The organism is Nocardioides immobilis, assembly GCF_003515065.1.
Taxonomy (GTDB): domain Bacteria; phylum Actinomycetota; class Actinomycetes; order Propionibacteriales; family Nocardioidaceae; genus Nocardioides; species Nocardioides immobilis.
This window is the reverse complement of the sequence record NZ_QXGH01000019.1, coordinates 39,994-63,515: the sequence shown is the minus strand read 5'-3', so window position 1 is coordinate 63,515 and position 23,522 is coordinate 39,994. Positions and strand designations below refer to the sequence as shown.

28 protein-coding genes are annotated in these 23,522 nt (G+C 70.8%); 13 read left to right on the top strand and 15 right to left on the bottom strand.

The features are described from left to right. Positions 1 to 18 precede the first annotated feature (18 nt). From D0Z08_RS15805 to D0Z08_RS15765, 9 genes are all read right to left on the bottom strand, one after another. Positions 19 to 444 (bottom strand): DUF3237 domain-containing protein, encoded by a 426-nt coding sequence (locus D0Z08_RS15805; protein ID WP_118926214.1) that lies wholly within the window; start codon positions 442 to 444, stop codon positions 19 to 21. A 1-nt stretch (position 445) separates the two neighbouring features. After that, entirely contained in the window at positions 446 to 643 is a 198-nt protein-coding gene (locus D0Z08_RS15800) for a hypothetical protein (protein ID WP_118926213.1), read from the bottom strand. Between the two features lie 23 nt (positions 644 to 666). Next, positions 667 to 1,413: a bacillithiol biosynthesis deacetylase BshB1 gene (gene bshB1 / locus D0Z08_RS15795; RefSeq protein ID WP_118926212.1), complete on the bottom strand. Its 747-nt coding sequence runs from the start codon at positions 1,411 to 1,413 to the stop codon at positions 667 to 669. Further along, a complete protein-coding gene (locus D0Z08_RS15790) occupies positions 1,410 to 2,564 on the bottom strand; it encodes a hypothetical protein (protein ID WP_118926211.1) in 1,155 nt (384 codons plus the stop codon). Before D0Z08_RS15790 ends, bshB1 begins: the two co-directional genes overlap by 4 nt. Positions 2,565 to 2,568: 4 nt before the next feature. After that, positions 2,569 to 3,732 carry an N-acetyl-alpha-D-glucosaminyl L-malate synthase BshA gene (gene bshA, locus D0Z08_RS15785; RefSeq protein WP_118926210.1) on the bottom strand — a complete coding sequence of 388 codons (1,164 nt, stop codon included), beginning with the start codon at positions 3,730 to 3,732 and terminating at the stop codon, positions 2,569 to 2,571. Then, positions 3,729 to 6,770: a cyclic nucleotide-binding domain-containing protein gene (locus D0Z08_RS15780; RefSeq protein ID WP_118926209.1), complete on the bottom strand. Its 3,042-nt coding sequence runs from the start codon at positions 6,768 to 6,770 to the stop codon at positions 3,729 to 3,731. The genes bshA and D0Z08_RS15780 overlap by 4 nt, the downstream gene beginning before the upstream one ends. 43 nt (positions 6,771 to 6,813) lie before the next feature. Beyond that, on the bottom strand, positions 6,814 to 7,329 hold the full coding sequence (locus D0Z08_RS15775) for a CBS domain-containing protein (protein ID WP_118926208.1): 516 nt from the start codon (positions 7,327 to 7,329) through the stop codon (positions 6,814 to 6,816). Between the two features lie 123 nt (positions 7,330 to 7,452). Then, positions 7,453 to 8,088, bottom strand: a complete 636-nt coding sequence (locus tag D0Z08_RS15770; protein WP_118926207.1) for an MBL fold metallo-hydrolase — start codon at positions 8,086 to 8,088, stop codon at positions 7,453 to 7,455. A 55-nt stretch (positions 8,089 to 8,143) separates the two neighbouring features. Then, positions 8,144 to 8,671, bottom strand: coding sequence for a GNAT family N-acetyltransferase (locus D0Z08_RS15765; RefSeq protein WP_182481330.1), 528 nt, complete (start codon positions 8,669 to 8,671; stop codon positions 8,144 to 8,146). Positions 8,672 to 8,806: 135 nt separating this feature from the next. Between D0Z08_RS15765 and D0Z08_RS15760 the strand changes: the two genes are divergently transcribed. After that, positions 8,807 to 9,964, top strand: a complete 1,158-nt coding sequence (locus D0Z08_RS15760) for a phospholipase D-like domain-containing protein (RefSeq protein WP_118926206.1) — start codon at positions 8,807 to 8,809, stop codon at positions 9,962 to 9,964. A 16-nt stretch (positions 9,965 to 9,980) separates the two neighbouring features. Here D0Z08_RS15760 and D0Z08_RS15755 read toward each other — a convergent pair whose 3' ends face one another. Continuing rightward, positions 9,981 to 10,469, bottom strand: a complete 489-nt coding sequence (locus tag D0Z08_RS15755; protein WP_118926205.1) for a pyridoxamine 5'-phosphate oxidase family protein — start codon at positions 10,467 to 10,469, stop codon at positions 9,981 to 9,983. Between the two features lie 173 nt (positions 10,470 to 10,642). Between D0Z08_RS15755 and D0Z08_RS15750 the strand changes: the two genes are divergently transcribed. Then, a complete protein-coding gene (locus tag D0Z08_RS15750) occupies positions 10,643 to 11,044 on the top strand; it encodes a hypothetical protein (protein WP_147381439.1) in 402 nt (133 codons plus the stop codon). A gap of 18 nt (positions 11,045 to 11,062) precedes the next feature. Here the strand turns inward: D0Z08_RS15750 and D0Z08_RS15745 are convergent, their stop codons facing one another. Beyond that, positions 11,063 to 12,520, bottom strand: a complete 1,458-nt coding sequence (locus tag D0Z08_RS15745; RefSeq protein WP_245994007.1) for a phospholipase D family protein — start codon at positions 12,518 to 12,520, stop codon at positions 11,063 to 11,065. A gap of 124 nt (positions 12,521 to 12,644) precedes the next feature. Between D0Z08_RS15745 and D0Z08_RS15740 the strand changes: the two genes are divergently transcribed. From D0Z08_RS15740 to D0Z08_RS15695, 11 genes are all read left to right on the top strand, one after another. Continuing rightward, positions 12,645 to 13,187: a DinB family protein gene (locus D0Z08_RS15740; protein WP_118926202.1), complete on the top strand. Its 543-nt coding sequence runs from the start codon at positions 12,645 to 12,647 to the stop codon at positions 13,185 to 13,187. Beyond that, positions 13,184 to 13,378: a DUF3046 domain-containing protein gene (locus D0Z08_RS15735; RefSeq protein ID WP_118926201.1), complete on the top strand. Its 195-nt coding sequence runs from the start codon at positions 13,184 to 13,186 to the stop codon at positions 13,376 to 13,378. The genes D0Z08_RS15740 and D0Z08_RS15735 overlap by 4 nt, the downstream gene beginning before the upstream one ends. Further along, positions 13,375 to 13,611 carry a hypothetical protein gene (locus D0Z08_RS33005; RefSeq protein ID WP_245994006.1) on the top strand — a complete coding sequence of 79 codons (237 nt, stop codon included), beginning with the start codon at positions 13,375 to 13,377 and terminating at the stop codon, positions 13,609 to 13,611. The genes D0Z08_RS15735 and D0Z08_RS33005 overlap by 4 nt, the downstream gene beginning before the upstream one ends. After that, the gene (locus tag D0Z08_RS15730) at positions 13,611 to 14,657 is read left to right on the top strand and encodes an MFS transporter (RefSeq protein ID WP_245994020.1); all 1,047 of its coding nucleotides are present in this window, start codon (positions 13,611 to 13,613) and stop codon (positions 14,655 to 14,657) included. Before D0Z08_RS33005 ends, D0Z08_RS15730 begins: the two co-directional genes overlap by 1 nt. A gap of 192 nt (positions 14,658 to 14,849) precedes the next feature. Then, the gene (gene recA, locus D0Z08_RS15725) at positions 14,850 to 15,899 is read left to right on the top strand and encodes a recombinase RecA (RefSeq protein ID WP_118926200.1); all 1,050 of its coding nucleotides are present in this window, start codon (positions 14,850 to 14,852) and stop codon (positions 15,897 to 15,899) included. A 163-nt stretch (positions 15,900 to 16,062) separates the two neighbouring features. Further along, a complete protein-coding gene (locus tag D0Z08_RS15720; RefSeq protein ID WP_118926199.1) occupies positions 16,063 to 16,587 on the top strand; it encodes a regulatory protein RecX in 525 nt (174 codons plus the stop codon). A gap of 40 nt (positions 16,588 to 16,627) precedes the next feature. Next, positions 16,628 to 17,134 (top strand): phosphoribosyltransferase, encoded by a 507-nt coding sequence (locus D0Z08_RS15715; protein ID WP_245994004.1) that lies wholly within the window; start codon positions 16,628 to 16,630, stop codon positions 17,132 to 17,134. 3 nt (positions 17,135 to 17,137) lie between these two features. Continuing rightward, positions 17,138 to 17,695 carry a GNAT family N-acetyltransferase gene (locus D0Z08_RS15710; RefSeq protein WP_118926197.1) on the top strand — a complete coding sequence of 186 codons (558 nt, stop codon included), beginning with the start codon at positions 17,138 to 17,140 and terminating at the stop codon, positions 17,693 to 17,695. Between the two features lie 5 nt (positions 17,696 to 17,700). Beyond that, positions 17,701 to 18,597 carry a polyphosphate kinase 2 family protein gene (locus D0Z08_RS15705; protein WP_118926196.1) on the top strand — a complete coding sequence of 299 codons (897 nt, stop codon included), beginning with the start codon at positions 17,701 to 17,703 and terminating at the stop codon, positions 18,595 to 18,597. 11 nt (positions 18,598 to 18,608) lie between these two features. Next, on the top strand, positions 18,609 to 19,364 hold the full coding sequence (locus D0Z08_RS15700; protein WP_245994002.1) for a HipA family kinase: 756 nt from the start codon (positions 18,609 to 18,611) through the stop codon (positions 19,362 to 19,364). Then, on the top strand, positions 19,361 to 19,744 hold the full coding sequence (locus D0Z08_RS15695; protein ID WP_245994000.1) for a DUF3037 domain-containing protein: 384 nt from the start codon (positions 19,361 to 19,363) through the stop codon (positions 19,742 to 19,744). The genes D0Z08_RS15700 and D0Z08_RS15695 overlap by 4 nt, the downstream gene beginning before the upstream one ends. A 7-nt stretch (positions 19,745 to 19,751) precedes the next feature. On the opposite strand, the gene D0Z08_RS15690 is transcribed toward D0Z08_RS15695, so the two are convergent. The 4 genes from D0Z08_RS15690 to D0Z08_RS15680 form a co-directional block, all read right to left on the bottom strand. After that, entirely contained in the window at positions 19,752 to 20,495 is a 744-nt protein-coding gene (locus tag D0Z08_RS15690) for a sirohydrochlorin chelatase (RefSeq protein WP_118926194.1), read from the bottom strand. A 61-nt stretch (positions 20,496 to 20,556) separates the two neighbouring features. Beyond that, entirely contained in the window at positions 20,557 to 21,300 is a 744-nt protein-coding gene (locus D0Z08_RS15685) for a phosphoadenylyl-sulfate reductase (RefSeq protein ID WP_118926193.1), read from the bottom strand. Then, positions 21,297 to 21,455, bottom strand: coding sequence for a hypothetical protein (locus D0Z08_RS32150; RefSeq protein WP_182481329.1), 159 nt, complete (start codon positions 21,453 to 21,455; stop codon positions 21,297 to 21,299). Before D0Z08_RS32150 ends, D0Z08_RS15685 begins: the two co-directional genes overlap by 4 nt. Next, positions 21,452 to 23,182 carry a nitrite/sulfite reductase gene (locus tag D0Z08_RS15680; RefSeq protein ID WP_118926192.1) on the bottom strand — a complete coding sequence of 577 codons (1,731 nt, stop codon included), beginning with the start codon at positions 23,180 to 23,182 and terminating at the stop codon, positions 21,452 to 21,454. Before D0Z08_RS15680 ends, D0Z08_RS32150 begins: the two co-directional genes overlap by 4 nt. Positions 23,183 to 23,522: the final 340 nt, after the last annotated feature.

Here is a 23,522-nt window from a genome sequence, read left to right as displayed (position 1 = left end):
GCGAGCCGGCCCGGCCGGTCAGCGCACCTCGTAGATCTCGTAGTAGATGACGTCGTCCCGCACGACGCCCTTGCCCACCGCCTGCACGGTGTTGAGCCAGGCGTACCGGGGATCGCCGGTCTCGAACAGCGGAGCGCTGTACAACGGCAACACCCCGTGGCCCTGGGAGTGGTCGCTCCGGCCGCGGTAGGACACGTGGATCAGCGCGCCGTCGTCCGTCTTGAGCAGGAAACGTACGTCGATCGCGCCGACGCCGTCGTCCGAGAGGAGGAGCCAGTCGAACGAGGTGGAGACCGCCAGCCTCCCGGACAGTCGCTCGCCCCGGTAGACGACGTCGGTCATCTCGATCACCGCTCGGGTGCCGAGGGGGGTCCCTTCGAGCTCGATCGGCGGGAGCTTGAGGGTGATCTCCGCCTCGCAGAGGGGGACCAGTGTCAGCGCCATGTCAGTGCCCCCCGGGTGCGGCGGGCTGCTCCGCGCCCGCGCTCGCCTCGAACCACCATCGCTGGCCCGGACGCAGCTCGTCCCTGCCGGTGCCCAGCAGCATCCAGCCCTGCACGGTCAGGCGATCCTCCTCGGGCAGGCTCACGGCCCACCGCTCCAGCTTCTTCGCCACGTCTCGGGTGGTCGCTTCGTCGGGCATGGTCCTTCAACCTCCGTGAGTCGCTACAGGTTCGCTCGATAGACAGGCGGTCCGTCGCCGGGTGGCGGGCTCACCGCGCCGGGAAGCCCGTCGAGCCCGACCGGGCCGACGCAGTAGTAGGCCTCGCCCCGCGGCACACCGATCATGGCACCGTGGACGGTCGCCCGGGCCGCGAGGAACTCGCGGAACGACGAGCCGCCGATGGCCGTCCGCTGCTCAGTCGCGGCGCGGCCGAACTGGCTGCGGTAGGCCTCGATCGCCGCGAGCCGTTGCTCCCACACGGGCGTGACGTCGACGACGAACGTCGGCTCGAAGAGATGGTGGAGCATGTAGTGGTAGAGCCGGTCGGGACGGTACGGCTCGCCGGACGCCCGCTTCGCCACGCCGGCGAAGAAGCAGGCGTCGCGGACCAGCCGGCCCGCCGCGGCATGGTCCGGGTGCCGGTCGTCCTCCGGGTACGGCGAGAGCACGATCCTCGGACGGAACCGCCTGATCAGCTCGACGACGGCGTCGCGGTGGTCGGCGCCGACCCCGACGCTCCCGTCCGGCAGGCCGACCGAGACCCGGGTCCCCACGCCGAGGATCTCCCCGGCCTCTCGGGCCTCGCGCTCCCGCAGCTCCGGAGTGCCCTGGGTCGACAGCTCCCCGCACGTGAGATCGGCGATCGCGGTGCGTGCGCCACTTCGGGCACACAGCGCGAGAACCCCGCCGCAGCCGACCTCGGCGTCGTCAGGATGTGCGGCCACGGCGAGCACGTCGACGGAGCTCATGACGTGAGGTACTCGACGAGCAGGCTCGGCGTCTCCGGCGAGCTGTCCTCCAGCAGGTCCGGCGGGATGAACCCGGGGATCGGGCGGGCAGCCAGGACGCGATCGATGACGGCGTTCATCACCAGCCCGTAGAGAGCCGTGCTCCGGCCGACGATCCAGCCGCTGGCGACGTCCCTGTGGTGGATGGGCAGGGAGACGTCGGGGCTCCATCGATCGGTGGTGTCCAGCTCTCCGAGGCTCATCGTGCCGGTGCCGAGGTGGAACCGGTACGTCGCTCCGCAGCGGCAGGTGCCTGCCGCGAAGTGGTCGTCGCGCTCGCGCTCGTGCCGCAGCACCAGACGTGCTCCGTCACGCGGACAGCAGTACCGGAGCGGCAGATAGTCATCTCCCAGCGGAGCGACCTGGGGGTCGATGTCGTTGGCGACGAGCTCGGCAACCGCCTCGTTGAACACGGCGACCACCTCGTCGAGGCACCCGAGGTAGGAGTTGAGCGACGGGGTCAGGAGGCCCGTGGCGAGCATCGTGGAGAGCGACGTGGAAGGGACGTCGACCCCGAGGTGCTCCCGCAGCAGGAAGTTCGCGATCGCGGCGTTCGCCTGCCCGAGGGTTGCGATGTCGGCCGCGCGCACCGCCTCGGCCAGCCGGTCCAGGCGGGCCTGGGCGTCCTGCCGCCGGTCCTTGGGCTGCTCCTGCATCCGGTGGGTCACCCACTTGCGCAGCGCGTCCAGCGACTGCTCGACGGCTTCAGCACCGACCGGGATGAAGCGGGGCTCGCCGGAACCCAGTCGCTTGGGCGCGAGCCAGACGCCGACGAGCTTGCTGCCGGACGGCAGCACCATCCGCATCCCGTAGCGCTCGGACTCGGCCGCGTAGGCGTCGTGCCAGAGGACGACGGGGGAGGCCTGGCCCTGCGCCGCGAGGTCCTGGGCGGCGGCGAACTTCGTCGCCGTGGCCGGGTGGTAGTCGGCGCACACCTGCTGGCCGATGTGGACCAGGCGAGCGGTGTCCGGCAGGCCCACCAGCCTGTTCAGGTCCTCTCTCTCGGGCGCCCGCAGCTCGTTGCGGAACTCGCCTGCGTCGACGTACATGCCGCGCTCGGCGAGGAAGTCCCTGCCCGCGTCGGTCTCCAGCAGATCGGTGAGCGAACGCATCGGCTCAGCCTCCGACCGCGGCCGACGCGAACCTGGCCGCTCGGTGATGGCGGATGACCTCGCGGTAGAGCGCCTCGTAACGAGGAATCACGACGGCCGCGGACAGCTCGGAGGCACGTTCGAGCGCGGCGTGGCGCATCCGCGCCTGCAGCCGGGCGTCGGTCAGGAAACGTACGGCGAGCCGGGCCGCCTGCTCCTCGTCCCCGGGGTCGTAGAGGAGGCCGGTGCGGCCGTGCTCCACCACCTCCGGCAGGCCGCCGACGCGGGGGGCCAGCACCGGGACCCCGCAGGCGAGTGCTTCGAGGGCGACCAGGCAGAAGCTCTCGGTCTTGCTGGTCACGAGCAGGAGATCGGTGTCCGGCAGGATGTTCTCGACGTCGTCCCGCAGGCCCAGCCGTCGCACCTCCCCGCGGGCGATCCGGTCCTGCAGGATGGCCTCGACGGCCGGCATCTGCTCGCCGTCGCCCACCAGCCACAGCTCCGCGTCGACCTGGCGCAGGACGTTGTCGACGATCCGCGCCATGCTCTCGGGCTGCTTCACGGGTCTGAAGTTCGACACCTGCACGATCCGCGCGCGGGTCCGCCGGCGCGGCCCACGCCGCGGCCGGAAGCGGTCGAGGTCCGCGAAGTTCGGGATCACCCGCGGGCGATCGGACAGCCCGAGCGTCGAGACGGCGAGGTCCGCATGACTGTTCGAGACGGTGGTGAGTGCGTCGAGGCCCTCGAGCGCGGGAACCAGGGCGCGCCGTACGCGGGCCTGCCTGGAGAACACGCTCACGTCAGTGCCGTGCAGGGTGCCGACTGTGGCCGGGCTCTGGTCACCGAGAGCCTCCCGGACGGCGTGGACGACCGAGGCGAACGGGATGGCGTAGTGGAAGTGCAGGACCTCCAGCCGCTCGCGGACCACGACCTCGCAGATCCGGTCGACGAAAGCCCTGATCTCGGTCTTCGACCACTGGGCGTCGAGCAGCGGCGTGGCGGGCTCGTCGGCATTGGCCATCACGTGTGACGTCACCGACGACTGGATGGCCGGCATGCCGAACGGAGTGGAGCGAGCGAAGACGTGCGCGGAGTGTCCGCGCTCGGCAATCCCCGCTGCCACGTTCAACGCGACCTGCACACTGCCGCCACAGCCGTAGTGGCACACGGTCCCGATGCGCATCGTCATCCGTCCTGGTCCTTGGCGATGATCTTCTCGGCGAGCCGCTGCATGACCCTGCGCGACAGGTCGGGATGGAGTCGCAGCCACTCGTGGAAGGCGTCGTCGCGGAGCACGAGGACGACCGCGTCGGTCGCGGCCCGGAGACTCGCCGACCGTGGCACGTCGGCGAGCAGGGTGAGCTCGCCCAGTGCCTCGCCGGGCCCGGCGACGTGCAGCAGGCGGTCGTCCTTGCCGTCGACCTGCTTGAGCACCTCGACCGAGCCGTCGACGAGGACGAAGAGGTGGCGGCCCCGCTCGCCCTGCCGGGCGAGGAAGGTGCCCGCGTCCACCCAACGTTCGGAGACGATGCGCGCGGCCTGGTAGAGCTCCGGCTCGGTCATGAAGCCGAACAGGTCGACGCCCTGCAACCTGCTCATGCGCTCCCGGACCCGGACCTCGGCGAGACCGAGCACGTTCGCGAACAGCCGGACCGCTCCCGGGACGCCCGCCGGGATCTGGCGGAAGAACGACAGGCCGGCGTAGACGTAGGTCCCACGCCCGTAGACGGTGGTGAGCAGCCCGCCGGCACGCGGGTCCTCGCCCGCGTCGTGCGATGCGAGGACGGGGACGTAACGACGGTCCCACTCCCCGAAGAAGTACAGGCCGCGGTCGTGGACCCAGCCGTCGAAGTCGTCGGGTCCGATCCTGTTCGGGAAGTGCAGCACGGGGTGGTCGGGGTCGACGAGCGTGACCGGTGCGCGGGGGTCGGTGACCCGGTCGTGGGGCTGGTGGTAGGTGAACGGCCACGGCGCGAGGCCGGGTGCGTCGTACCCGTAGGCCTGGTACTGCACGACCAGCGTGCCGCCTTGGGAGACGTACTCGAGCACCCGAGCGGCGTGCTGCCGGAGGGCGGGCCGGCTGTGGTAGGCGTTCGGCCCGACGACGATCGCGTCGAACCGTGAGAGGTCGCCGTACTCGAGCTGGTCGTCCTCCAGCTCGGTGATGTCCAGGTCGAAGCGCGCCAGCGCCGGGAGGATCTGCTCGTCCACCCCCCGCAGGTACCCATACCTCAGCGTGCGAACGAAGGTCGCGTCGATCAGGTCGACATCGACGACGGCGGGACTCACGAGGTGCGCCTCCGCCAGGCAGGTGTTCTCGTCGACGACACCCGCCGAGCCGGCCTCCCCGAGGCGGATGGGGTTGAGCTCGAAGCCGCAGGGCCGCCCGTCGCTGGTGAGGTCGTAGCCGAGGCGGTAGCCGCCGGGGTCGGTGTTGGCCGGTACGGCGACGCGGAACCGGACACCGCGCGTCTCGCCGCCCGCGGCGAACGACAGGTCCACGACGGGTGGCTGCACGTCCCAGCCTGCCGGCGCATCGATGGACAGCGTCGCGGCCGCTCCGCCGTCCTCCACGCAGCGGACGGTCACGTCCAGCTCGAGCGCTGTGTCCTGGTCGGACACCGGCAGGATCTCCCTCCGGCTCCGCGGGGCGAGCGCGAGCGGCGGGAGGACGGTCAGCGGGAGCTCGCGGGAGCCCCCCGGGAACGCACTGCGGTTGATCGCGGCGGGCCTCAGGGTCAGCAGCTGGTCGCCGCAGCGGACGCCGATCGCGGCCGTCACCAGTGGCAGGTTGTGCGGGTGCGTGAGGGCCGGCGACGCCGCGGGCCAGCGGTACCGGTACGGCTCGCGCGCCTCCTGCAGCCAGTACGGCGGGTACGGCGCCTCTTGAGCCGGGATGCTCACGACGTACCTGGCTTCGTAGGGCACGGCGGCTGTCGGCGTCGTACCGGCTGGTGAGGCGTCGACGGGTCGGACCGTCCAGCCCGGGGGAACGTCCAGCGAAGCCTCCTCGACGGTGACGGGCTTCCCATCGCCGTTCCAGACGCGCACCGTGACCGCGATGTCCCGCCCGGGCGTGATCCGCGGCCGGTCGACGAGGCACTCCGCACGCAGGCGGGAGCAGGAGGCGATCAGGTCCTCGAAGTCCTGCTCCTTGCGCGCGAGGGCTGCGTCGACCGCGGCCACCCTGTCGTCGGGCAGGGACGCGACGTCGCGGCGGGCCGACCTGAGGACGGCGAGGGCGGCGAGGAGAGCCGGGACTGCTTCGGAGGGCCGATCCGGGCGGAAGGACTCGCTCGCTTCGTCCACGAGGTCGACCACCCGGCCGAGGCGCTCGCGCAGGTCGTCGTCGCCCGGTCCGGGACCCGTGGCGAGGCCCGTCAGCAGCGGGTCGCAGCCGTCGAAGAACGAGCTCTCGGGGCCGGCCGAGGGCTCGACGGCGCTGTGCTCGAGGCGGTAGTAGAAGTAGTAGGGACCCGGCTCGGGCACGAACCCGATGCCCTGCGACCGGTGCCGGTTGACCGCCAGGTGAGCTTGCTCCTGGTACGTCAGGCCGCTCACCGGGTCGATCATCCCGGTGTCGACGCGCAGGTGGCCGGCCCGTTCGTACTCGTCGACGATCACCCCGAAGGCCCCGTCCTCCCCGGGCTGCCAGTCCCCGGCCACCGACCGGTAGAGCTTCGCCGGCCGCCAGGGCGGCAGCCCGAGCCCGGGGAACTGATCGGGGTCACCGGCGGCGTCGAAGGCCTCGCGGGCGACGAGACCGATCGCCTGGTGATGGCCGTGGCCGTCCGTCGGTCCGCCGGACCACCGGGAGATGATCACCTGTGGCTGAACCATGCGGATCACCCGGACGATCTCGGCGACCACGAGCTCGCGGCCCCACCGCGCCAGCGTGTCGTCCCCGCTCTTGGAGAAACCGAAGTCGTAGAAGGGGCCGTAGCGGACCTCGCCTCCATCGACCGAGCGCGCGTCGAGGCTCTCCCAGGTCCGGATGATGCCCAGCCCCTCGCCGCGCTCCGGTCCGCGCCGGTTCTGGCCGCCCTCGCCACGGGTCGCCGACCAGTAGACGGTGCGGGCGCCGAGGTGGCGGGAGGCGAAGGCGATCATGCCGCCGTCCTCGTCGTCCGGATGGGACCCGAGGTGCAGGATCGCCCCCGCGACCTTCAGGGCCTTGATCCGGTCGACGAGCCGGGAGCCTGCGCCCGAGTGCGCGCTTTCGGTCACCTTCTCGCACCTCGTCCCGGGTTCCCGCTGGCCTGGCGATCGGCTATTCGGTCCGGTTGGCCGCGTGCTGGCGGCTCGGCTGCTCGACGAGGATTCCCCAGCAGATGTCGGCGCGCGACACGCTGCCGACGAACCGCTCGCCGTCGACGACGGCCAGCCTGCGGATCCCCTTGGTGATCATCACGGTCGCTGCCTTCAGCAGCTCGTCGTCGGGCCGCAGCATGATCGAGCCGCGGATGACCAGGCTGTCGATCGGCTGGTCCGCGTAGCTGGACCCGGACGAGAGGAAGACCTCGAACCCGCGCGTCAGTGACGCACCGGACTCCATCAGGCCGTCGAAGTCCGGCATGATCGCGTGGAGGAGGTCGCCCTCAGGCAGGACCCCGACGAAACGGTCGTCGTCGTCGATCACGATCAGGTCGCTCGCCTGGGTGAGGACGAGGATCTCAGCGGCGAGCGCCATCGGCCTGCCCAGGTGGATCCTGGCCGTCTTGGTGTTCATGACGTCGCGCACGCGCAGCGCGGATGACGTGTGCGACATGTCCTCGTCAGACGCCATGAAGACCCCTTCTCGCCGAGATCCGCGCCCCCAGGACTGTCGCCGCTGGAGCAATGGGCCCCAGATTCGCACGGAATCCCACCGAGGACAACGATCCGGGGCGGTGCGGCAGCCGAGGGCGGGTCAGGCGCTGCCGGGCAGGAGATCCGCGAACTGGCGGTAGAGCGGTTCCTCCACGCCGATCTGCGTGCTGGGACCGTGGCCGGGGTGCACGACCGTCTGTGACGGGAGCACCAGGAGCCGGTCACGGATCGAGGAGATGATCGTCGGGAAGTCCCCGCGCGGCCGGTCGGTGGCGCCGGGACCTCCCTGGAAGATGGTGTCGCCCGTGAACACGATGTCGTCGACCCGGAAGCACACGCTCCCGGGGGAGTGGCCCGGCGTGTGGATGACCGTCAGCCTGTGCGTTCCCGCGCTGAGGGTCCCGCCGTCGCGCAGGGCGCCGTCCGGCACCCGGTCCGGCTGGAACTCGTCCCAGAAGAACCGGTCGTCGGGGTGGATCAGCACCGGCGCGCCTGTGGCGTCGCCGAGCGCATCGGCGACGTTGAGGTGGTCGGGATGCCCGTGGGTGATGGCGATGGCCGAGACCGTGCGGCCGGCGATCGCCTCGATGATCGGGGCGGCGTCGTGCGATGCGTCGATGACGACGACCTCGTCCTCGGTGCCGACGACCCAGACGTTGTTGATGCAGTCGACTCGCTGTCCGTAGAGGACGAAGAACCCGGCGATCTCCACGCGGTTGATGTGGAGGTGCGACATCAGCGGTGGCCAAACTTGCGCATGGCCCGACTGTAAGCGCGGGTGCGCTCCGCGGCTACCGTGGTTCCTCGGGCTCGGGCGTGGGCGGTGCGAGGTCCCGCTGAAAGATCGCCACGTCGTGCCACGCCCCCAGCTTGAAGCCGACCCGGCGCAGCAGCCCGACCCGCTCGAACTCGAACTTCGCGTGCAGCGCGTTGCTCGCGTCGTTGGGCTGGCTGATCTTCGCGTAGGCCACTTGGAAGCCGCGCGACACCAGGTGGTCGAGCAGTGCGCCGTACAAGGCGGAGCCGGTGCCCGCCCCGATCGTGCCGCGGTCGAGATAGACGCTGACCTCGCAGGACCAGCGGTACGCCGGACGCTCGGCGAACCGGGTGCCGTAGGCGAACCCGGTCACCACCCCGTCCCGCTCCGCGACCAGCCAGCCGTGGGTGGCCACGCAGCCGGCGATCCGCTTTGCCACCTCCTCGGTCGAGGGCGGCTCGAGCTCGAACGTCGCGGGCGTCTCGGCGACGTACGTCCCGTAGATCGCGGCGCACGCCGCCGCGTCGTCGGTGGTCGCGTCCCGGATCGTCAGCCCTTGCACGGCCCCATCCTGGCGTCTCCCTTGTGCGGACGCATTTCCAGGGTTAGCCCCGTTGTCGCGACCGTTCCCCGAGAGGATCGTGGAAGCACTCGGGACTCACTGGGATGGACGGCACAAGCGATCCAGGGGACACCGATGGCTCAGTTCGCGGACGGCAAGATCGAGGCGTACGTCGGCCCGCAGGAGCTGGGTGCGGCGGACGACCTGGAGCGGGTGATCGTCGACTTCATCGCGGCGGCGCGGTCGACGCTGAGCGTGGCTGTCCAGGAGCTCGACAACGAGACGATCGCCCAGGCGCTCCTCGACGCCAGCTGGCGAGGGGTCCGCGTCGAGCTGTTCCTCGAGCAGGACTACCTCCGCACCCCGCTGGTGGGCAACCCGCCGAAGCAACCGACGCCGAAGCCCGGTGAGACGTCCGAGCAGGCGCTTCGCCGGGTGCAGTGGGCGGAGGACGACACCGAGCTCGCGCCCAACCGGCGGATCCTGTCCGCGCTGCTGCGCTCGGACGTCCAGGTCCGGGGTGACTACAACCCCAAGATCTTCCACCAGAAGTTCATCCTGCGTGACTACGACGGGAAGTCCACCGCGACCTCGGCCCTGCTGACCGGGTCGGCGAACTTCACCGACACCGACACGCACAAGAACCTCAACCACGTGTTCGTGTTCCGCAACGCGTACGTCTGCCGCCAGTACGAGTTCGAGGTCGAGCAGCTGCGCCGGGGATCCTTCGGTCGCGGGCTGCACGGCGACGTCCCGAGCGTCTACGACCTCGCCGGAGTGCCGGTCAAGATCCTCTTCGCGCCCGACCACACCCCCGAGCTCGAGATCGTCAAGCAGATGCTCAAGGGCACCAAGGAGATCTACTTCGCGATCTTCACCTTCGCCGGATCCTCCGGCATCGACGACGCGATGCTCGCCCTCGCGCGCGGCGGGATGAAGATCAAGGGGGCACTGGACCCGGCGCAGGCGAAGCAGGACTGGGCCGCGCCGTCCTGGCTGGTGCACCCGAACATCGAGCTCTACGTCCCCCGCAAGGCCGGCGCCTTCGCCAACCTGCGCAAGCTGCACCACAAGCTCATGGTGATCGACGAGCAGATCGTCGTGGCGGGCAGCTTCAACTACACCGCACCGGCGAACGAGTACAACGACGAGAACATCTTCGTCCTCGGCTCGGTGCACGCCGAGGTCGAGGGGATCGACGTCGCCGCGAACCCGTGCCGCGATCTCGCCGTCCACCTGAAGGCGGAGATCGAGCGGATCATCGCCGGCAGCGACCGCTACGTGCCGTCGTGAGCGCTGCCGGTCGCGACTAGGCGCGCGGTCCCGACGCCTCGGTGATCAGGTCCTCCACCGCCTGGGGGATCGTGGTCTCGAAGTCGAGGAGCTTGGCCCACTTCGGGGTGATCGTGATCCGGGCCATCTGCTGGTAGAGCCCACGCACGCCGGCCTCCCACGCCTCCATCTGGTCGTCAGGCGTGACCTTGCGGGACCCTTCGACGTACTCGGTCGGCACGCCGTCGACGATGTCGACCGTCGCTTCCCCACGGATGAGGAGGGCGCGCGGCGGCCACTGGCCCTGGGTGTCGATCGTGATGGCGACCCGCGGGTCCTCCCGGAGAGCGGCCACCTTGGCGGACCTGGGCACGGTGAAGGCCTGCACGTGGGTCCCGTCCCACCAGAACGCCACCGGCACCACGCGGGGCCCGCCGTCCCGGCCGGTGTAGGCGAACCGCGCGGGCGCGGGCCCGTCGAGCAGCTCCTGGGAGATCGGCTTGGCGAAGACCTCGGCGACGTTCATGACCACTCCTTTCGTCGGCGACGCCCGATGCGCCGCTCTCGCAACCAAGACGGAGCGGGTCGACACTTCTCGACATCGGGTGGCGGATGCAAGGTGCGCGGCGCAGATCAGCGGACCTGGGCGATGGGGCGGGTACTACGCGCGGGCGGGGGTATCGATGCGCCGTGAGTCTGATGACCGAAGTGCTCCTTGCCAGCGGGGTGGCGTTGGACCTCGTGGGCGCGGGCGTCCTCGCCCATGCCCACAACGCCGAGTCGATCGTCGAGCTGCGTGAGGACGCCGGGGAGGAGGGCGCGGCCCTCGGCGAGCCGGACGCTCAGTCCACGCACGCGCAGCTGTTGGCGGAGAAGCGGATCGGCTTCCTGCTCCTGACCGTCGGGTTGAGCGTCTACCTGTGCGGCGTGGTTCTGAAGAGCCCCGAGGAGCTGGCGTTGATGGCGCCGATCGCGGTGGGCGTGGTGGTGGCGGGCGTGGTGGTCAGCGTGATCTTCACCGGCGTGGCCAGCAACCGGATTCGAGAGCAGGCTCGTCGGGCGGAGCGGAAAGAGGATCCGGAGGAACTGCCCGAGCAGTAGGGGAGGGCCCTGCCCGGCTCAGAAGCGTGTCGTGCCGCGAAGGCTCCGTGGCCTGCCGTCCGGGTCGTAGAGCGTTCGGTACGCCGCACGTGCCCACAGCCGGGTGCGACGCGGCAGGAGAGCGGGCACGTGCTGCCGGATGCGGCTGCCCGGGGCGCCGACGCGATCGGTCCACAGGTCCACCGCGCCGCCTACGTCCGACAGTCGCGCGTCGTCCTCCGGGAGGCCGAGGTGCTCGGCCCACAGCGACGCCCGGACAGTGCGCGGGAGGTCGCCGTCGGGGTCGACCACCGCGCACGTGAGCTCGGAGTCGTGGGTCCAGGAGCGCAGGTTGAGGTTGTCTGAGCCGATGGTCATCCAGCGGTCGTCGACCACGCACACCTTCGCGTGCACGTAGATCGGCGTCCCAGCGGCGTTCTCGAGGTCGAACATCGCGAACCGGTCGCCGCCCGCCTCGTGGAGCGCCTCCCACGCCCGTCGCTGCCCGTAGATCATCGGTGGTCCGCTGAGCCTGTTGTCCTCCTCCGGGTAGCGGGGCACGACGGCGATCACCTGCAGCTCCGGCTCGCGTCGCAGCGCATCGGCCAGGGCGGCGGCCACGAGGCCGGACCAGAAGTACTGGTCCTCGACGTAGATCAGCCGCTTGGCCCGCGTGAAGGCCCGCGAGTAGCCCGCTGCGATCGTGCGCTCGCCCTCGGGCGCGAAGGGGTACGCCGGCCGCTTGGCCGGATAGGTGCGCAGGATCTGCACCAGGTGCGAGCCGACCTCGGGTGGCGGGTCCCATCGCTCCGGCAGCTGCTCGGGGTGCCGCGGCATCTTGACCAGCCGGTGCTGGATCGCGCGGTAGGGGTTGCGGTGGTCGAGCGGCGTGGGGTCGTCCCAGCGCTCCGCGAACGTGTCGAGGACGTGGGCGACTGCGGGTCCGCGGATCTCCGCCATGGCGTCGTGCCAGGGCGGGGTCGGACCGTACCGCTTGTCCAGCGGTGGAGCCTGGGGATCACCGGCGTGCTCGGCGTCGTCCCGGCGACCGTGACAGAGGTCGATGCCACCGACGAACGCGACGTCCTCCTCCGGCCGCCCCTTCCGTCGTACGACGAACAGCTTCTGGTGGTGCGACCCGCCGCGCCGCACTCTCTCGTCGAGGAGCGCCTCGCCGCCGCTCTCGTTGATGATCGCGCCGAGGTGGTCGTTCTCCTCGGTGTTGAGCATTCCCGGGTGCGAGCGCCACAGGAGCGCCCGGACCTCGACGCCGCGCCGCGAAGCCGACGCCAGGAGCTCCCCGACGGTCGGACCGTCCTCCGTCATCCGCTCGTCGGAGTCGCCGCGCCAGTCGGTCAGGAAGATCCGGTCCCCGGGCTCGGTCGCGCCGACGACCTCCAGCAGCCGGGCGAAGTAGTTGGCTCCGTGCACGTGCGGCACCACGACGTTGCCCGAGGTCCAGGCACGCTCGGCGGTGGGAAGGAACCAGTCGCTCACCTGCCCAGGCTCGCAGCCGCGGGAGCGATCGTCCACGGGTCGCATCAGCAGGTTGGCAGGGGATCGTGGCTCGGTGGCGGGGATTTCGGCTGCGAGTGTCGGCGCGGCTTGGCAGGATGGCGCGGTGAGCTCCCCCGCTGAGATTGCCCCTGACACCAAGGACTGGACCTGGGTCCTCGACCGCCCGTGCGCTGAGTGCGGGTTCGACGCGGGTGCGATCGAGCGCGTCGACCTCGGCGCGATGATCCGCGACAACGCGGCCGCGTGGCAGCGGGTGCTCGCCGCGCCGGAGGCGACCCAGCGACCCGAGCCGACGGTGTGGTCGCCGACGGAGTACGCCGCGCACGTGCGCGACGTGCACCGGATGTTCTTCGGGCGCGTGGGGCTGATGCTCAGCGAGGACGACCCGACCTTCGCCAACTGGGACCAGGACGAGACCGCGCTCGCCGAGCGCTACGACCTGCAGGACCCCGCCCAGGTGGCGCCCGAGGTGCTGGCGGCGGCCGACGAGGTCGCCTCGGCGTACGACGGTGTGGCGGGGGAGGAGTGGCAGCGTCCCGGGCGCCGGAGCAACGGCGCCGTCTTCACGGTCGAGTCCCTCGGCCGCTACCACCTCCACGACGTGGTGCACCACCTGTGGGACGTGCGCTGGGTCGACGCTCCATGAGACACACCGAGCTCTGGGCGCGGCTCGACCACCACCTCGGGTCCGCCTACTCCCGCACCTGGGCACAGCAGCAGGTGATCGGCGACCTCGGCCACCGCACGCCGGTCGAGGCGCTGGAAGCAGGGGTGTCGCCGAAGGAGGTCTGGGCGGCCGTCTGGCAGACCATCGAGCTGCCGGCGAGCGAGCGATGACAGCGCCCACGCCCACCCCGGTGGAGCGGGCCGGTGACCTCGACCTGATCCAGCGCCGGACGGTGCGGGTGCTCGTGCTGACCCAGGCGGTCGGCGCCCTCGGCATCACCATCGGCATCGCCACTGCCTCCCTGCTGGCCAAGGACCTCTCCGGCTCCGAGGCGCTGTCCGGCCTCGCGCAGACCGCGCAGGTGCTGGCGCCGCCGTCATCTCGTTCCTGCTCGCGGCGGTGATGGCGCGGCGCGGGCGCCGGATCGGGCTGACGACGGGCTACCTGCTCGGCGCGGCCGGCGGTGGCCTCGCCGTACTCGCCGGCGTGGTCGGCTCGATGCTGCTCCTGCTCGTCGGCGCCGTCCTGCTCGGCGCCGGGACATCGGCCAACAGCGCCGCCCGGTTCGCCGCGACCGACCTCGCCGACGACAGCAATCGGGGCCGTTCCCTGTCGGTGGTGGTGTGGGCGACGACGATCGGCGCCGTCCTCGGGCCGAACCTCACCGGCCCGTCAGGCGCGTTCGCCGACGCGGTGAACATCCCGGAGCTCACCGGGCCGTTCGCCATCGGCGCCTTCGGCATGCTCGCGGCCGCGCTGATCGCGTTCCTGATGCTGCGTCCCGACCCGCTCCTCGTCGCGCGCGAGCGCGCGGGCGAGGTCAACGTCGGTCACGTCGCGGCGGGCTCGTCGGCGTCCCGGGCGTGGCAGGCCGTGCGTGAGCGGCCGGTGATCGGCTTCGCGATCGCGGGCCTGGCGCTCGCCCACGCCACCATGATCAGCGTGATGGTGATGACGCCGCTCCACATGCAGCACGGCGGCGCCGAGCTCGATGTCATCGGCATCGTGATCAGCGTCCACGTCCTCGGGATGTTCGCGTTCTCACCGCTCGTCGGGATGCTCGCCGACCGGCTGGGCCGGCCGCTGGTGCTCGGCGTGGGCGGCTTCGTGCTGGTGCTCGCCCTGCTTCTGTGCGCCTCGTCCCCGGAGGGCATGTCCTGGCAGGTCACCGCCGGCCTGTTCCTGCTGGGCGTCGGCTGGTCGCTGGCGATGGTGTCGGCGTCGACGATGGTCGCCGAGCACGCCCCGCTGGAGGCCCGCACCGACGTGCAGGGCTCCTCCGACCTGGTCATGGGCCTCACCGCGGCGTCGGCGGGTGCGCTGGCCGGGCTGGTCGTCGACATCGCCGGCTACCCGGTGCTGGCGCTGGTCACGCTGGCCCTGGCGTTCGGCGTGGCCGGCTGCGCCGCCCGCGCGCAGGTGGCGAACGCGACACGCCGCACCACCTGAACCTCTTCGAACAGGTGTTCGGCTAGGTTTTCTCGTACGACGACCGGGTGGTGCGAGCCACCTGGCGTCCACAGGTACGACGTACCGGCGGGGTTCTCCACAGCTCCGACGCGGCTGATCAGGCTGTGTCGGACCCTCGCCCTAGCGTCGCCGATGTACCTGGCCCGATCACCAGACGAAGGACGTGAGGACATGGCGGATGACCGCCTCAAGGCGCTCGACACGGCGCTGCTGAACATCGAGAAGCAGTACGGCAAGGGCTCGGTCATGCGCCTCGGCGACGACACGCGGGCCCCGCTCGAAGTGATCCCGACCGGCTCGATCGCCCTCGACGTGGCGCTCGGGGTCGGCGGTCTCCCTCGGGGCCGGGTTGTCGAGATCTTCGGTCCGGAGAGCAGCGGCAAGACGACCGTCGCCCTGCACGCGGTGGCCAGCGCCCAGGCGGCCGGCGGCATCGTGGCGTTCATCGACGCCGAGCACGCTCTCGACCCCGACTACGCCAAGGCCCTCGGGGTCGACACCGACGCCCTGCTCGTCTCCCAGCCCGACTCCGGTGAGCAGGCGCTCGAGATCGCCGACATGCTGGTCCGGTCCGGCGCGCTCTCCCTGATCGTCATCGACTCCGTCGCCGCGCTGGTGCCCCGTGCCGAGATCGAGGGCGAGATGGGCGACAGCCACGTCGGCCTCCAGGCCCGGCTGATGAGCCAGGCGCTGCGCAAGATGACCGGTGCGCTCAACAACTCCAATACCACGATGATCTTCATCAACCAGCTCCGGGAGAAGATCGGCGTCATGTTCGGCTCGCCCGAGACCACCACCGGTGGCCGGGCGCTGAAGTTCTACTCCTCGGTGCGGCTCGACGTGCGCCGGATCGAGACGCTCAAGGACGGCACCGACATGGTCGGCAACCGCACCCGGATCAAGGTAGTGAAGAACAAGGTGGCCCCGCCGTTCAAGCAGGTCGACTTCGACATCATGTACGGCAAGGGCATCAGTCGCGAGGGCGGTCTGATCGACGTGGGTGTCGAGGCGGGCCTGATCCGCAAGGCCGGAGCTTGGTACACCTACGAGGGCGACCAGCTCGGCCAGGGCAAGGAGAACGCCCGGACGTTCCTGGTCGACAACCCCGACCTCGCCAACGAGCTGGAGAAGAAGATCCTCGAGAAGCTCGGTGTCGGCCCGCAGGTCGACAAGGACGTCAGCGACCTCTCCGACGAGCCCATCGGCGTCGACAGCTTTTAATGGCGCGAGCGTGTCGCACCATCGTGCGGCGCCGCCCGGACCATCGCTTCGCTCGGTCCAGGGACGCCGCACGATGCGGGCTTCGCCCGCGGTGCGCCACGCTGCCGCGCGCGCGGTCGGCGTTCGCTGTGCGCACGGTGGAAGGGCGGCAAACGGAGGCACGATGCGTGAACCTGACGACGAGCGTGACCTGGGGCCCGAGCCTGACCACGAGGCGGTCGCCAGGAAGATCCTGCTCGACCAGCTGACCGGTCAGGCCCGGAGCCGCCACGAGCTGGCCGCGCGGCTGGCCCGCCGCAACGTCCCCGACGACGTGGCGGGCCGGCTGCTCGACCGGTTCGAGGAGGTCGGCCTGATCGACGACGAGGCCTTCGCCCGCTCCTGGGTCGACAGCCGGCAGCGCACCCGTGGCCTGGCCCGGAGCGCGCTGGCCCAGGAACTGCGCCGCAAGGGTGTCGACGACGAGACCGCCCGCGACGTGCTGGCCGAGGTCGACCCGGCCGACGAGGAGCAGGCGGCGCGGGCGCTGGTGCGCAAGAAGCTGCGCAGTCTCCGCGGCGTCGACGACACCGCCGCTGCGCGGCGGCTGGCGGGGCTGCTCGCCCGCAAGGGCTACTCGGCCGGTCTCGCCTACGCGGTCGTCAAGGACGAGCTGGCCGCCGCCGGGCGCGAGGCTCCCGCCGAGTAGCACCTGCCCCCGGCCTCGGCCGCGGGGCACAATGGCCGACGTGACGAGCGACGAGGCCCCCGCCCGCGAGATCCTCACCTACGAACTGTTCGGCACCGCGGTGCGCGAGCTCGCCCAGCAGGTCGTCGACGACGGCTACGAGCCGGACATCGTCCTCGCCGTCGCCCGCGGCGGGCTCGGGCTCGCGATGGGCATCGGCTACGCGCTCGACGTGAAGAACCTCAGCGCGGTCAACGTCGAGTTCTACACCGGCGTCGACCAGCGCCTCGACGTACCGATGATGTTGCCGCCGACCCCGGCCGCGATCGACCTGACCGGCATGAAGGTGCTCATCGCCGACGACGTCGCCGACACCGGCAAGACCCTCGAGGTGGTGCGCGACTTCGTCGCCGACCACGTCGCGGAGGCGCGGACCGCGGTGATCTACGAGAAGCCGTGGACGGTCATCCACGCCGAGTACGTCTGGCGCCGCACCGAGCGGTGGATCGACTTCCCGTGGTCGTCGACGCCGCCGCTGGTCGACCGGCGTGGCGGACTGGCCCACTGACGGATGGACGCCGAGTCGGCCGACCTCGTCGTGGGACTGCGCGCGATGACGCGGGCCGACCTCCGCGACATGCTGCGGTGGCGGCACGAACCCCATGTCGCGCGCTGGTTCCCGAACGCCGAGGCGGCCACCCTGGAGACGATCGAGGCGCGGTACGGCCCGCGAATCGACGGCGAGGTGCCCACGCGGATGTTCGTGGTCGAGGCGAACGGTCGCTCGGTCGGCCTCCTCCAGGACTACCGGATCAGCGATCACCCGGAGTTCGCCGTACTCACGCCGGAGCCGGACGCGATCGGCGTCGACTACCTGGTCGGCGAGGTCGCTTGGCTGCACCGTGGTGTCGGCACCCGGATGCTCCGCCGGTGGTTCGACGTGGCGCACGCGGGCTATCCCGACGCGACGACGTACTTCGCTGCCCCGGACCACCGCAACGTCGTCTCGCGGCGGCTGTTGCTGCGGGTGGGCTTCACCGAGGGCATCTGGTTCGACGAACCGCAGCCGGACGGCGGCGTGGCGACCATGGTCGGTCACAGCATCGCGGTGGCCTCGGTGCTTGGATAGCGCCCATGACCGCAGCCTCCTTCGCCGCGAGCCTCCGGCCACCGGTCGGCCCGGTGGACCTGTCCGCGATCGAAACCGACGCAGCGCCTGGCTTCGGCGGCGACAAGGCGACCGGCAAGGCGGCCCTGCTGGCACTCGGGGACTCCCTTTCGGACCTGCAGGAGCGGCTCTTCGCCGAGGGCAAAGCCGGTGGCGGCCGCAGCCTGTTGCTGATCCTGCAGGGGATGGACACCTCCGGGAAGGGCGGCACGCTGCGCTCGACGGTCGGCCTGATGGACCCCCAAGGGGTGCGGATCACCTCGTTCAAGGCGCCGACCCCGGAGGAGCGCGAGCACGACTTCCTGTGGCGGATCGAGAAGGCGCTGCCGACGCCCGGCTACGTCGGGGTGTTCGACCGGTCGCAGTACGAGGACGTCCTCATCGGCCGGGTCCGCGAGCTGGCGCCGCCGGCGGAGATCGAGCGGCGGTACGACGCGATCAACGCGTGGGAGGCCGACCTCGTCGACAACGGCACGACCATCGTGAAGTGCATGCTCCACATCTCCGCCGAGGAGCAGAAGGCCCGGCTGCTCGCCCGGCTCGACGATCCATCGAAGCACTGGAAGTACAACCCGGGCGACCTCGCGGAGCGGGCCCGGTGGCCCGCCTATCAGGAGGCCTACGAGATCGCGATCGAGCGCACCAACACCGACGCGGCGCCCTGGCACGTGATCCCGGCCGACAAGAAGTGGTACCGCAACCTGGCGATCGGGCACCTGCTCCTCGAGGCGCTGGAGGCGATGGACCCGCAGTGGCCGAAGGCCGACTTCGACGTCGCCGAGGAGAGGCGCCGGTTGGCTACCGACCACGCATTTGAGTCAGTGCGCCGAGAGCGATCGACCACGAAACGGCCCCTCTCGTGAGCCTGTCGACGGTGACGGTCACTCGCTACGTCACGCCGCTCCGGGAGGGCGGCAGTCTCCCGGGGATCGTCGAGGCCGACGACCTCGGCACCTACGTGTGCAAGTTCCGTGGCGCCGGTCAGGGCCTCCGGGTGCTGGTCGCCGAGGTGATCGTCGGCGCCCTGGCCGAGCGGATCGGGCTCCAGACACCCCGCCAGGTGGTGCTCGACCTCGGCGCCGACATCGCCCGGTACGAGGCCGACGAGGAGGTGCAGGACCTGCTGCGCGCGAGCATCGGGCTGAACCTCGGCATCGACTTCCTCCCCGGAGCCTTCGGGTACGACGGCGACCTGGCGCCGCACGCGGACGTCGCCGCCCGGGTGCTGTGGCTCGACGCGTTCTGCGCGAACGTCGACCGCTCCTGGCGCAACCCCAACCTGCTTCTCTGGCACGACGACCTCTGGGTGATCGACCATGGCGCCGCGCTGTACTTCCACCACGCCTGGAGCGGCGGCGTCACCGATCCCGACCGGTTCGCGCGGCAGTCCTGGGACGCGTCGGACCACGTGCTCGGGAGCTGTCGCGGCGGCCTGCCCGCGGCCGACGCCGAGATCACCGCGAGCCTGACCGAGGCCGATCTGGCCGACGTGGTCGCGCGGGTGCCCGATGCGTGGCTCGAGCCGGTGCCGGGTGCGGAGACGCCGGCGGACCTGCGGGCGGCGTACGTCGCCCTCCTCTCGGCGCGGCTCGCGACCCGTCAGTGGCTCCCCATGGCAGGTGCGGCGTGACCGACCCGATGCCGTACCAGTACGTCGTCCTGCGCTGCGTGCCGCGCGTTGACCGCGAGGAGTTCGTCAACGTGGGGGTGGTGGTCTACTGCCAGGCCGCGGACTTCCTCGACGTCACCTGGCACTGCGATGCCGAGCGGCTGCGCGCGGTCGACCCCTCGCTCGACGTGGAGCGGGTCTGCGACGCGTTGGCGTTCGTCGACGGCGTGTGTGCGGGCGACGACCGCGGGGGAGCGGTGTCGGGCCAGCCGCTGACCCAGCGCTTCGGCTTCCTGAAGGCGCCGAAATCGACGGTGCTCCAGCCCGGCCCGGTCCATGGCGGTCTCACCATGGATCCGGCCCGGGAGCTGGAGCACCTGTTCGGTCGCCTGGTCGGCTGACCTTGGATCAGACGGGGACGAGCTCCACCGCGCCGACCGCGTAGCGCGCGAGCACCGTGCGGGCGATCTCCGGGTGGGCGCCGAGCGGCTCGGACACCGCGACGGCACCGGCCTCGAACGCGAGCTCGGTGGCCCGGTCGAGCAAGCTGCCGGGGGCGAGGAAGAGCGACGCGACAGCGATGTGCCGGCGCCCCTCCGCGCGGAACGCGCGCACCGCCTCACCGGTCGCCGGCGGAGCGGCGGCGGCGTAGGCAGCGGTCACGGGCAGCTTGTGGTGGGTGCCCCACACGCGTGCCAGCCGGGCGACCGCCTGGTTGGCGAGCGGGTCGGACGAACCGGCCGCGGCGAGCACGAGCGCGTCGAGCTCACGGACCCGGGCCTCCTTGAGGGCCTCCCGCATCCGCTCGTCGAGCACCTCGAGGAAGCGCGCCTCGAGACCGAGGACGTCGGTCGCGCGGATCTGCAGGCCGGGGTGCCGGGCGGTCGCCTCGGCGATCACCTCGGGTACGTCGACCTTCGCGTGGAACGCCTCGTTCAGCAGGAGGGGTACGACGACGATCTCGTCGTAGCCCGCCCGCACCAGCTTGTCGACGACGGTCTGGAAGTTGGGCTTGGCGAGCTCGAGGAACGCGCGCTCGATCCGGAGGTCAGGGCGGAGCGCCTTGACCTCGTCGACGAGAGCGGTCACGGTCGCGGCGGATCGGGAGTCCCGGCTGCCATGAGCCAGGGCCACCAGTGCAGGAGCGGCCATCAGGAGCTGTCTCCTCTCATGTGGTGCGGGGGAACGGTCAGTGAGCCAGGGGGGAGGACGATCACGAGTGGATCCCGCACTCGGTCTTGTTGGTGCCGGCCCAGCGCCCGCTGCGAGGGTCCTCGCCCGGGGCTACTCGGCGTGTGCACGGCCAGCACCCGATCGAGGGATAGCCGTCGTACACGAGGGGGTTCACGAGGACTCCGTTGTCCGCGATGTAACGCTCGACCTGCTCATCGGTCCAGCGAGCCAGAGGGGACACCTTGACCTTGCGCTTCTTGGCGTCCCAGCCGATGACAGGCGCGATCACCCGGTTGTGGGTCTCCGCGCGGCGCAGTCCCGTTGCCCAGGCGTCGTACCCCGACAGCGACTCCTGAAGGGGCTTCACCTTGCGCAACTGGCAGCAGAGGTCGGGGTCACGCTTGTAGAGGTCTTTGCCGTACTCGGCGTCCTGCTCGGCCACGCTCTGCACTGGCGTGATCGTGATCAGGTTGACCGGCAGCGTGTGCTTGACCGCGTCCGCGGTGCCGACGGTCTCGGCGAAGTGGTAGCCGGTGTCGAGGAACACGACGTCGACGCCGGGCACGACCTTCGAGGCGATGTGGGAGAGCACGGCGTCGCCCATCGAGGACGTCACGCAGAAGCGTTCGCCGAACGTCGCGGCGGCCCACTCGATGATGACCTCGGCCGGCGCGAGCTCGAGCTCGGCTCCCCAGTGGGAGACGATCTCGCGGAGCTCCTCAGGGGAGCGACCGGCGGTCTCGGCGCCGCGGGCGAGCCGGGCCTTGGCAGTGGATACGCTCATGCCCGCTCACCTCCCGGACGCACCATGCCGAGCAGCTTGAGCGAGAACGCGCGCAGGCACGACCGGCACTCCCACGAGCCGTGAGACTCCGCGTGCGGGTAGAGGTCGCCCTCGCCGCAGAACGGGCAGTGGAACGGCACCGCGCGCTCGCTCATGAAAGTGACTCCAGGACCTTGTCACCGCGGAGGAGCGCCTCGTCGGCCCGGGCGACCCAGTCCGCGAAGCGCTCGTGGTCCTTGCGGTCGGCGAGGTAGTTGCTCACCACGTTGCTGATGTAGTCGTCGAGCCCGGCGCTGGTCACCTTGTGCGCCCGCAGCTTGCGGCCGAAGTTGGCGCCGAGGCCGGTGGCCCCGCCGAGGTGCACCTGGAAGCCCTCGACCTGCTGGCCTTCGTGCATCACCAGCTGGCCCTTGAGGCCGAAGTCGGCGACCTGGGTCCGGGCGCAGGCGTTGGGGCAGCCGTTGACGTTGACGGTGATCCCTGACGGCACCTGCTTGTCGAGGTCGGGGAACCGACGCTCGAGCTCGGCGATCAGGTCGCGGGCCCGGTCCTTGGTGTCGACGATCGCGAGCTTGCAGAACTCGATGCCGGTGCAGGCCATCGTGTTGCGGCGCCAGTTCGACGGCTTGGCCGACAGGCCGATCTCCTCGAGCCGGGCGACGAGACCGTCGACCTGGTCGCCGTCGACGCCGATGAGCACGATCTTCTGGTACGGCGTGAGCCGGGCGCCGGCGACGCCGTACTCCTCGAGCAGGTCGGCCAGCTGCACCAGCAGGGTGCCGGAGACGCGGCCGACGGTCGGGGCGATGCCGACGTAGAACTTGCCGTCCTTCTGCGGGTGGACGCCGATGTGGTCGCGGTGACCGAGGGGCGACTCCGGGGACGGGTTCGTGACGAGCTTCTTGCCGAGGTACTCGTTCTCGAGCACCTCGCGGAACTTCTCGACGCCCCAGTCGGCGACGAGGAACTTCAGCCGGGCGCGCGAGCGCAGCCGGCGGTAGCCGTAGTCACGGAAGATCGACGCCACGCCCTCCCAGACGTCGGGCACCTCGTCGAGCGGGATCCAGACGCCGAGCTTCTGGGCGAGCATCGGGTTGGTCGAGAGACCGCCGCCGACCCACACGTCGAAGCCCGGGCCGTGCTCGGGGTGGACGGTGCCGACGAAGGAGACGTCGTTGGTCTCCGGCGACACGTCGTGGCTGGGGTGGCCGGTCAGCGCGGTCTTGAACTTGCGGGGCAGGTTCGAGAAGTCCTTGTTGCCGACGTAGCGGCGCTCGATCTCCTCGAGGGCCGAGGTGCCGTCGATGATCTCGTCGGCGGCGACACCGGCGACCGGCGAGCCGAGGAACGGCCGCGGCGAGTCGCCGCACGCCTCGATCGAGTGGATGCCGACGGCGTCGAGCCGCTCCCAGATCGTGGGGACGTCCTTGATGTCGATCCAGTGGTACTGGATGTTCTCGCGGTCGGTGACGTCGGCGGTGTCGCGGGCGAAGTCGACGCCGATCTCGCCGAGCGCGCGGACGGCGGCGGGGGAGAGCAGCTTGCCGTCGGAGCGGACCCGCAGCATGAAGTAGCGGTCGTCCAGCTCCTCCTCTTCGAGTGAGCCGGTCTTGCCGCCGTCGATGCCGGGCTTGCGCTGGGTGTAGAGGCCCATCCAGCGCATCCGGCCGCGGAGGTCGGCGGGGTCGATCGAGTCGAAGCCGCGCTTGGAGTAGATGTAGAGGATCCGGTCGCGCACGTTGAGGGCGTCGTCGTTCTTCTTCGACTCCTCGTTCTTGTTGAGCGGCTCGCGGTAGCCGAACGACCACTGGCCCTCGGCGCGGCGGGGGCGCGGCACGTCGGTGTGGCGTGGCGGCTGGGAATCGAAGCGCAGGTCAGACATGACTGATGGTGGTCCTTCGCTGGTGGCGCGTAACGACGCGCGGCTGAGGTCTGGGAGCGAGGCGGATCAGCGAGGCCGACACATCATGCTGCGCGTGCGCCCGAAGTCCACGTGGCGACGTACCACGAGGAACGCATGGGTTGCAGCAGAGACCATGTCAACCAGTCTCAGTCTGCGGACGGCGCTTTCACAAATCGGGATCTCATGATGTGGACCTGAGTCTCGCGATTTGGACGGGCGCTGGCTCGCTCTCCCGCGTGAAGCCGGTGCGTGCGACGCACGTCACACACAGCGCGGGGCTTCACGAGAGGGGGCACAGTGATCGGAACGCCCTCCACCC

Bases quoted from the DNA above. Each gene is read 5' to 3' on its own strand.
- D0Z08_RS15805 (WP_118926214.1), bottom strand. From the start codon at position 444: ATGGCGCTGACACTGGTCCCCCTCTGCGAGGCGGAGATCACCCTCAAG.
- D0Z08_RS15800 (WP_118926213.1), bottom strand. From the start codon at position 643: ATGCCCGACGAAGCGACCACCCGAGACGTGGCGAAGAAGCTGGAGCGG.
- bshB1 (WP_118926212.1), bottom strand. From the start codon at position 1,413: ATGAGCTCCGTCGACGTGCTCGCCGTGGCCGCACATCCTGACGACGCC.
- D0Z08_RS15790 (WP_118926211.1), bottom strand. From the start codon at position 2,564: ATGCGTTCGCTCACCGATCTGCTGGAGACCGACGCGGGCAGGGACTTC.
- bshA (WP_118926210.1), bottom strand. From the start codon at position 3,732: ATGACGATGCGCATCGGGACCGTGTGCCACTACGGCTGTGGCGGCAGT.
- D0Z08_RS15775 (WP_118926208.1), bottom strand. From the start codon at position 7,329: ATGGCGTCTGACGAGGACATGTCGCACACGTCATCCGCGCTGCGCGTG.
- D0Z08_RS15770 (WP_118926207.1), bottom strand. From the start codon at position 8,088: ATGTCGCACCTCCACATCAACCGCGTGGAGATCGCCGGGTTCTTCGTC.
- D0Z08_RS15760 (WP_118926206.1), top strand. From the start codon at position 8,807: ATGGCTCAGTTCGCGGACGGCAAGATCGAGGCGTACGTCGGCCCGCAG.
- D0Z08_RS15755 (WP_118926205.1), bottom strand. From the start codon at position 10,469: ATGAACGTCGCCGAGGTCTTCGCCAAGCCGATCTCCCAGGAGCTGCTC.
- D0Z08_RS15750 (WP_147381439.1), top strand. From the start codon at position 10,643: ATGACCGAAGTGCTCCTTGCCAGCGGGGTGGCGTTGGACCTCGTGGGC.
- D0Z08_RS15735 (WP_118926201.1), top strand. From the start codon at position 13,184: ATGAGACACACCGAGCTCTGGGCGCGGCTCGACCACCACCTCGGGTCC.
- D0Z08_RS33005 (WP_245994006.1), top strand. From the start codon at position 13,375: ATGACAGCGCCCACGCCCACCCCGGTGGAGCGGGCCGGTGACCTCGAC.
- D0Z08_RS15730 (WP_245994020.1), top strand. From the start codon at position 13,611: ATGGCGCGGCGCGGGCGCCGGATCGGGCTGACGACGGGCTACCTGCTC.
- recA (WP_118926200.1), top strand. From the start codon at position 14,850: ATGGCGGATGACCGCCTCAAGGCGCTCGACACGGCGCTGCTGAACATC.
- D0Z08_RS15720 (WP_118926199.1), top strand. From the start codon at position 16,063: ATGCGTGAACCTGACGACGAGCGTGACCTGGGGCCCGAGCCTGACCAC.
- D0Z08_RS15710 (WP_118926197.1), top strand. From the start codon at position 17,138: ATGGACGCCGAGTCGGCCGACCTCGTCGTGGGACTGCGCGCGATGACG.
- D0Z08_RS15705 (WP_118926196.1), top strand. From the start codon at position 17,701: ATGACCGCAGCCTCCTTCGCCGCGAGCCTCCGGCCACCGGTCGGCCCG.
- D0Z08_RS15690 (WP_118926194.1), bottom strand. From the start codon at position 20,495: ATGGCCGCTCCTGCACTGGTGGCCCTGGCTCATGGCAGCCGGGACTCC.
- D0Z08_RS15685 (WP_118926193.1), bottom strand. From the start codon at position 21,300: ATGAGCGTATCCACTGCCAAGGCCCGGCTCGCCCGCGGCGCCGAGACC.
- D0Z08_RS32150 (WP_182481329.1), bottom strand. From the start codon at position 21,455: ATGAGCGAGCGCGCGGTGCCGTTCCACTGCCCGTTCTGCGGCGAGGGC.
- D0Z08_RS15680 (WP_118926192.1), bottom strand. From the start codon at position 23,182: ATGTCTGACCTGCGCTTCGATTCCCAGCCGCCACGCCACACCGACGTG.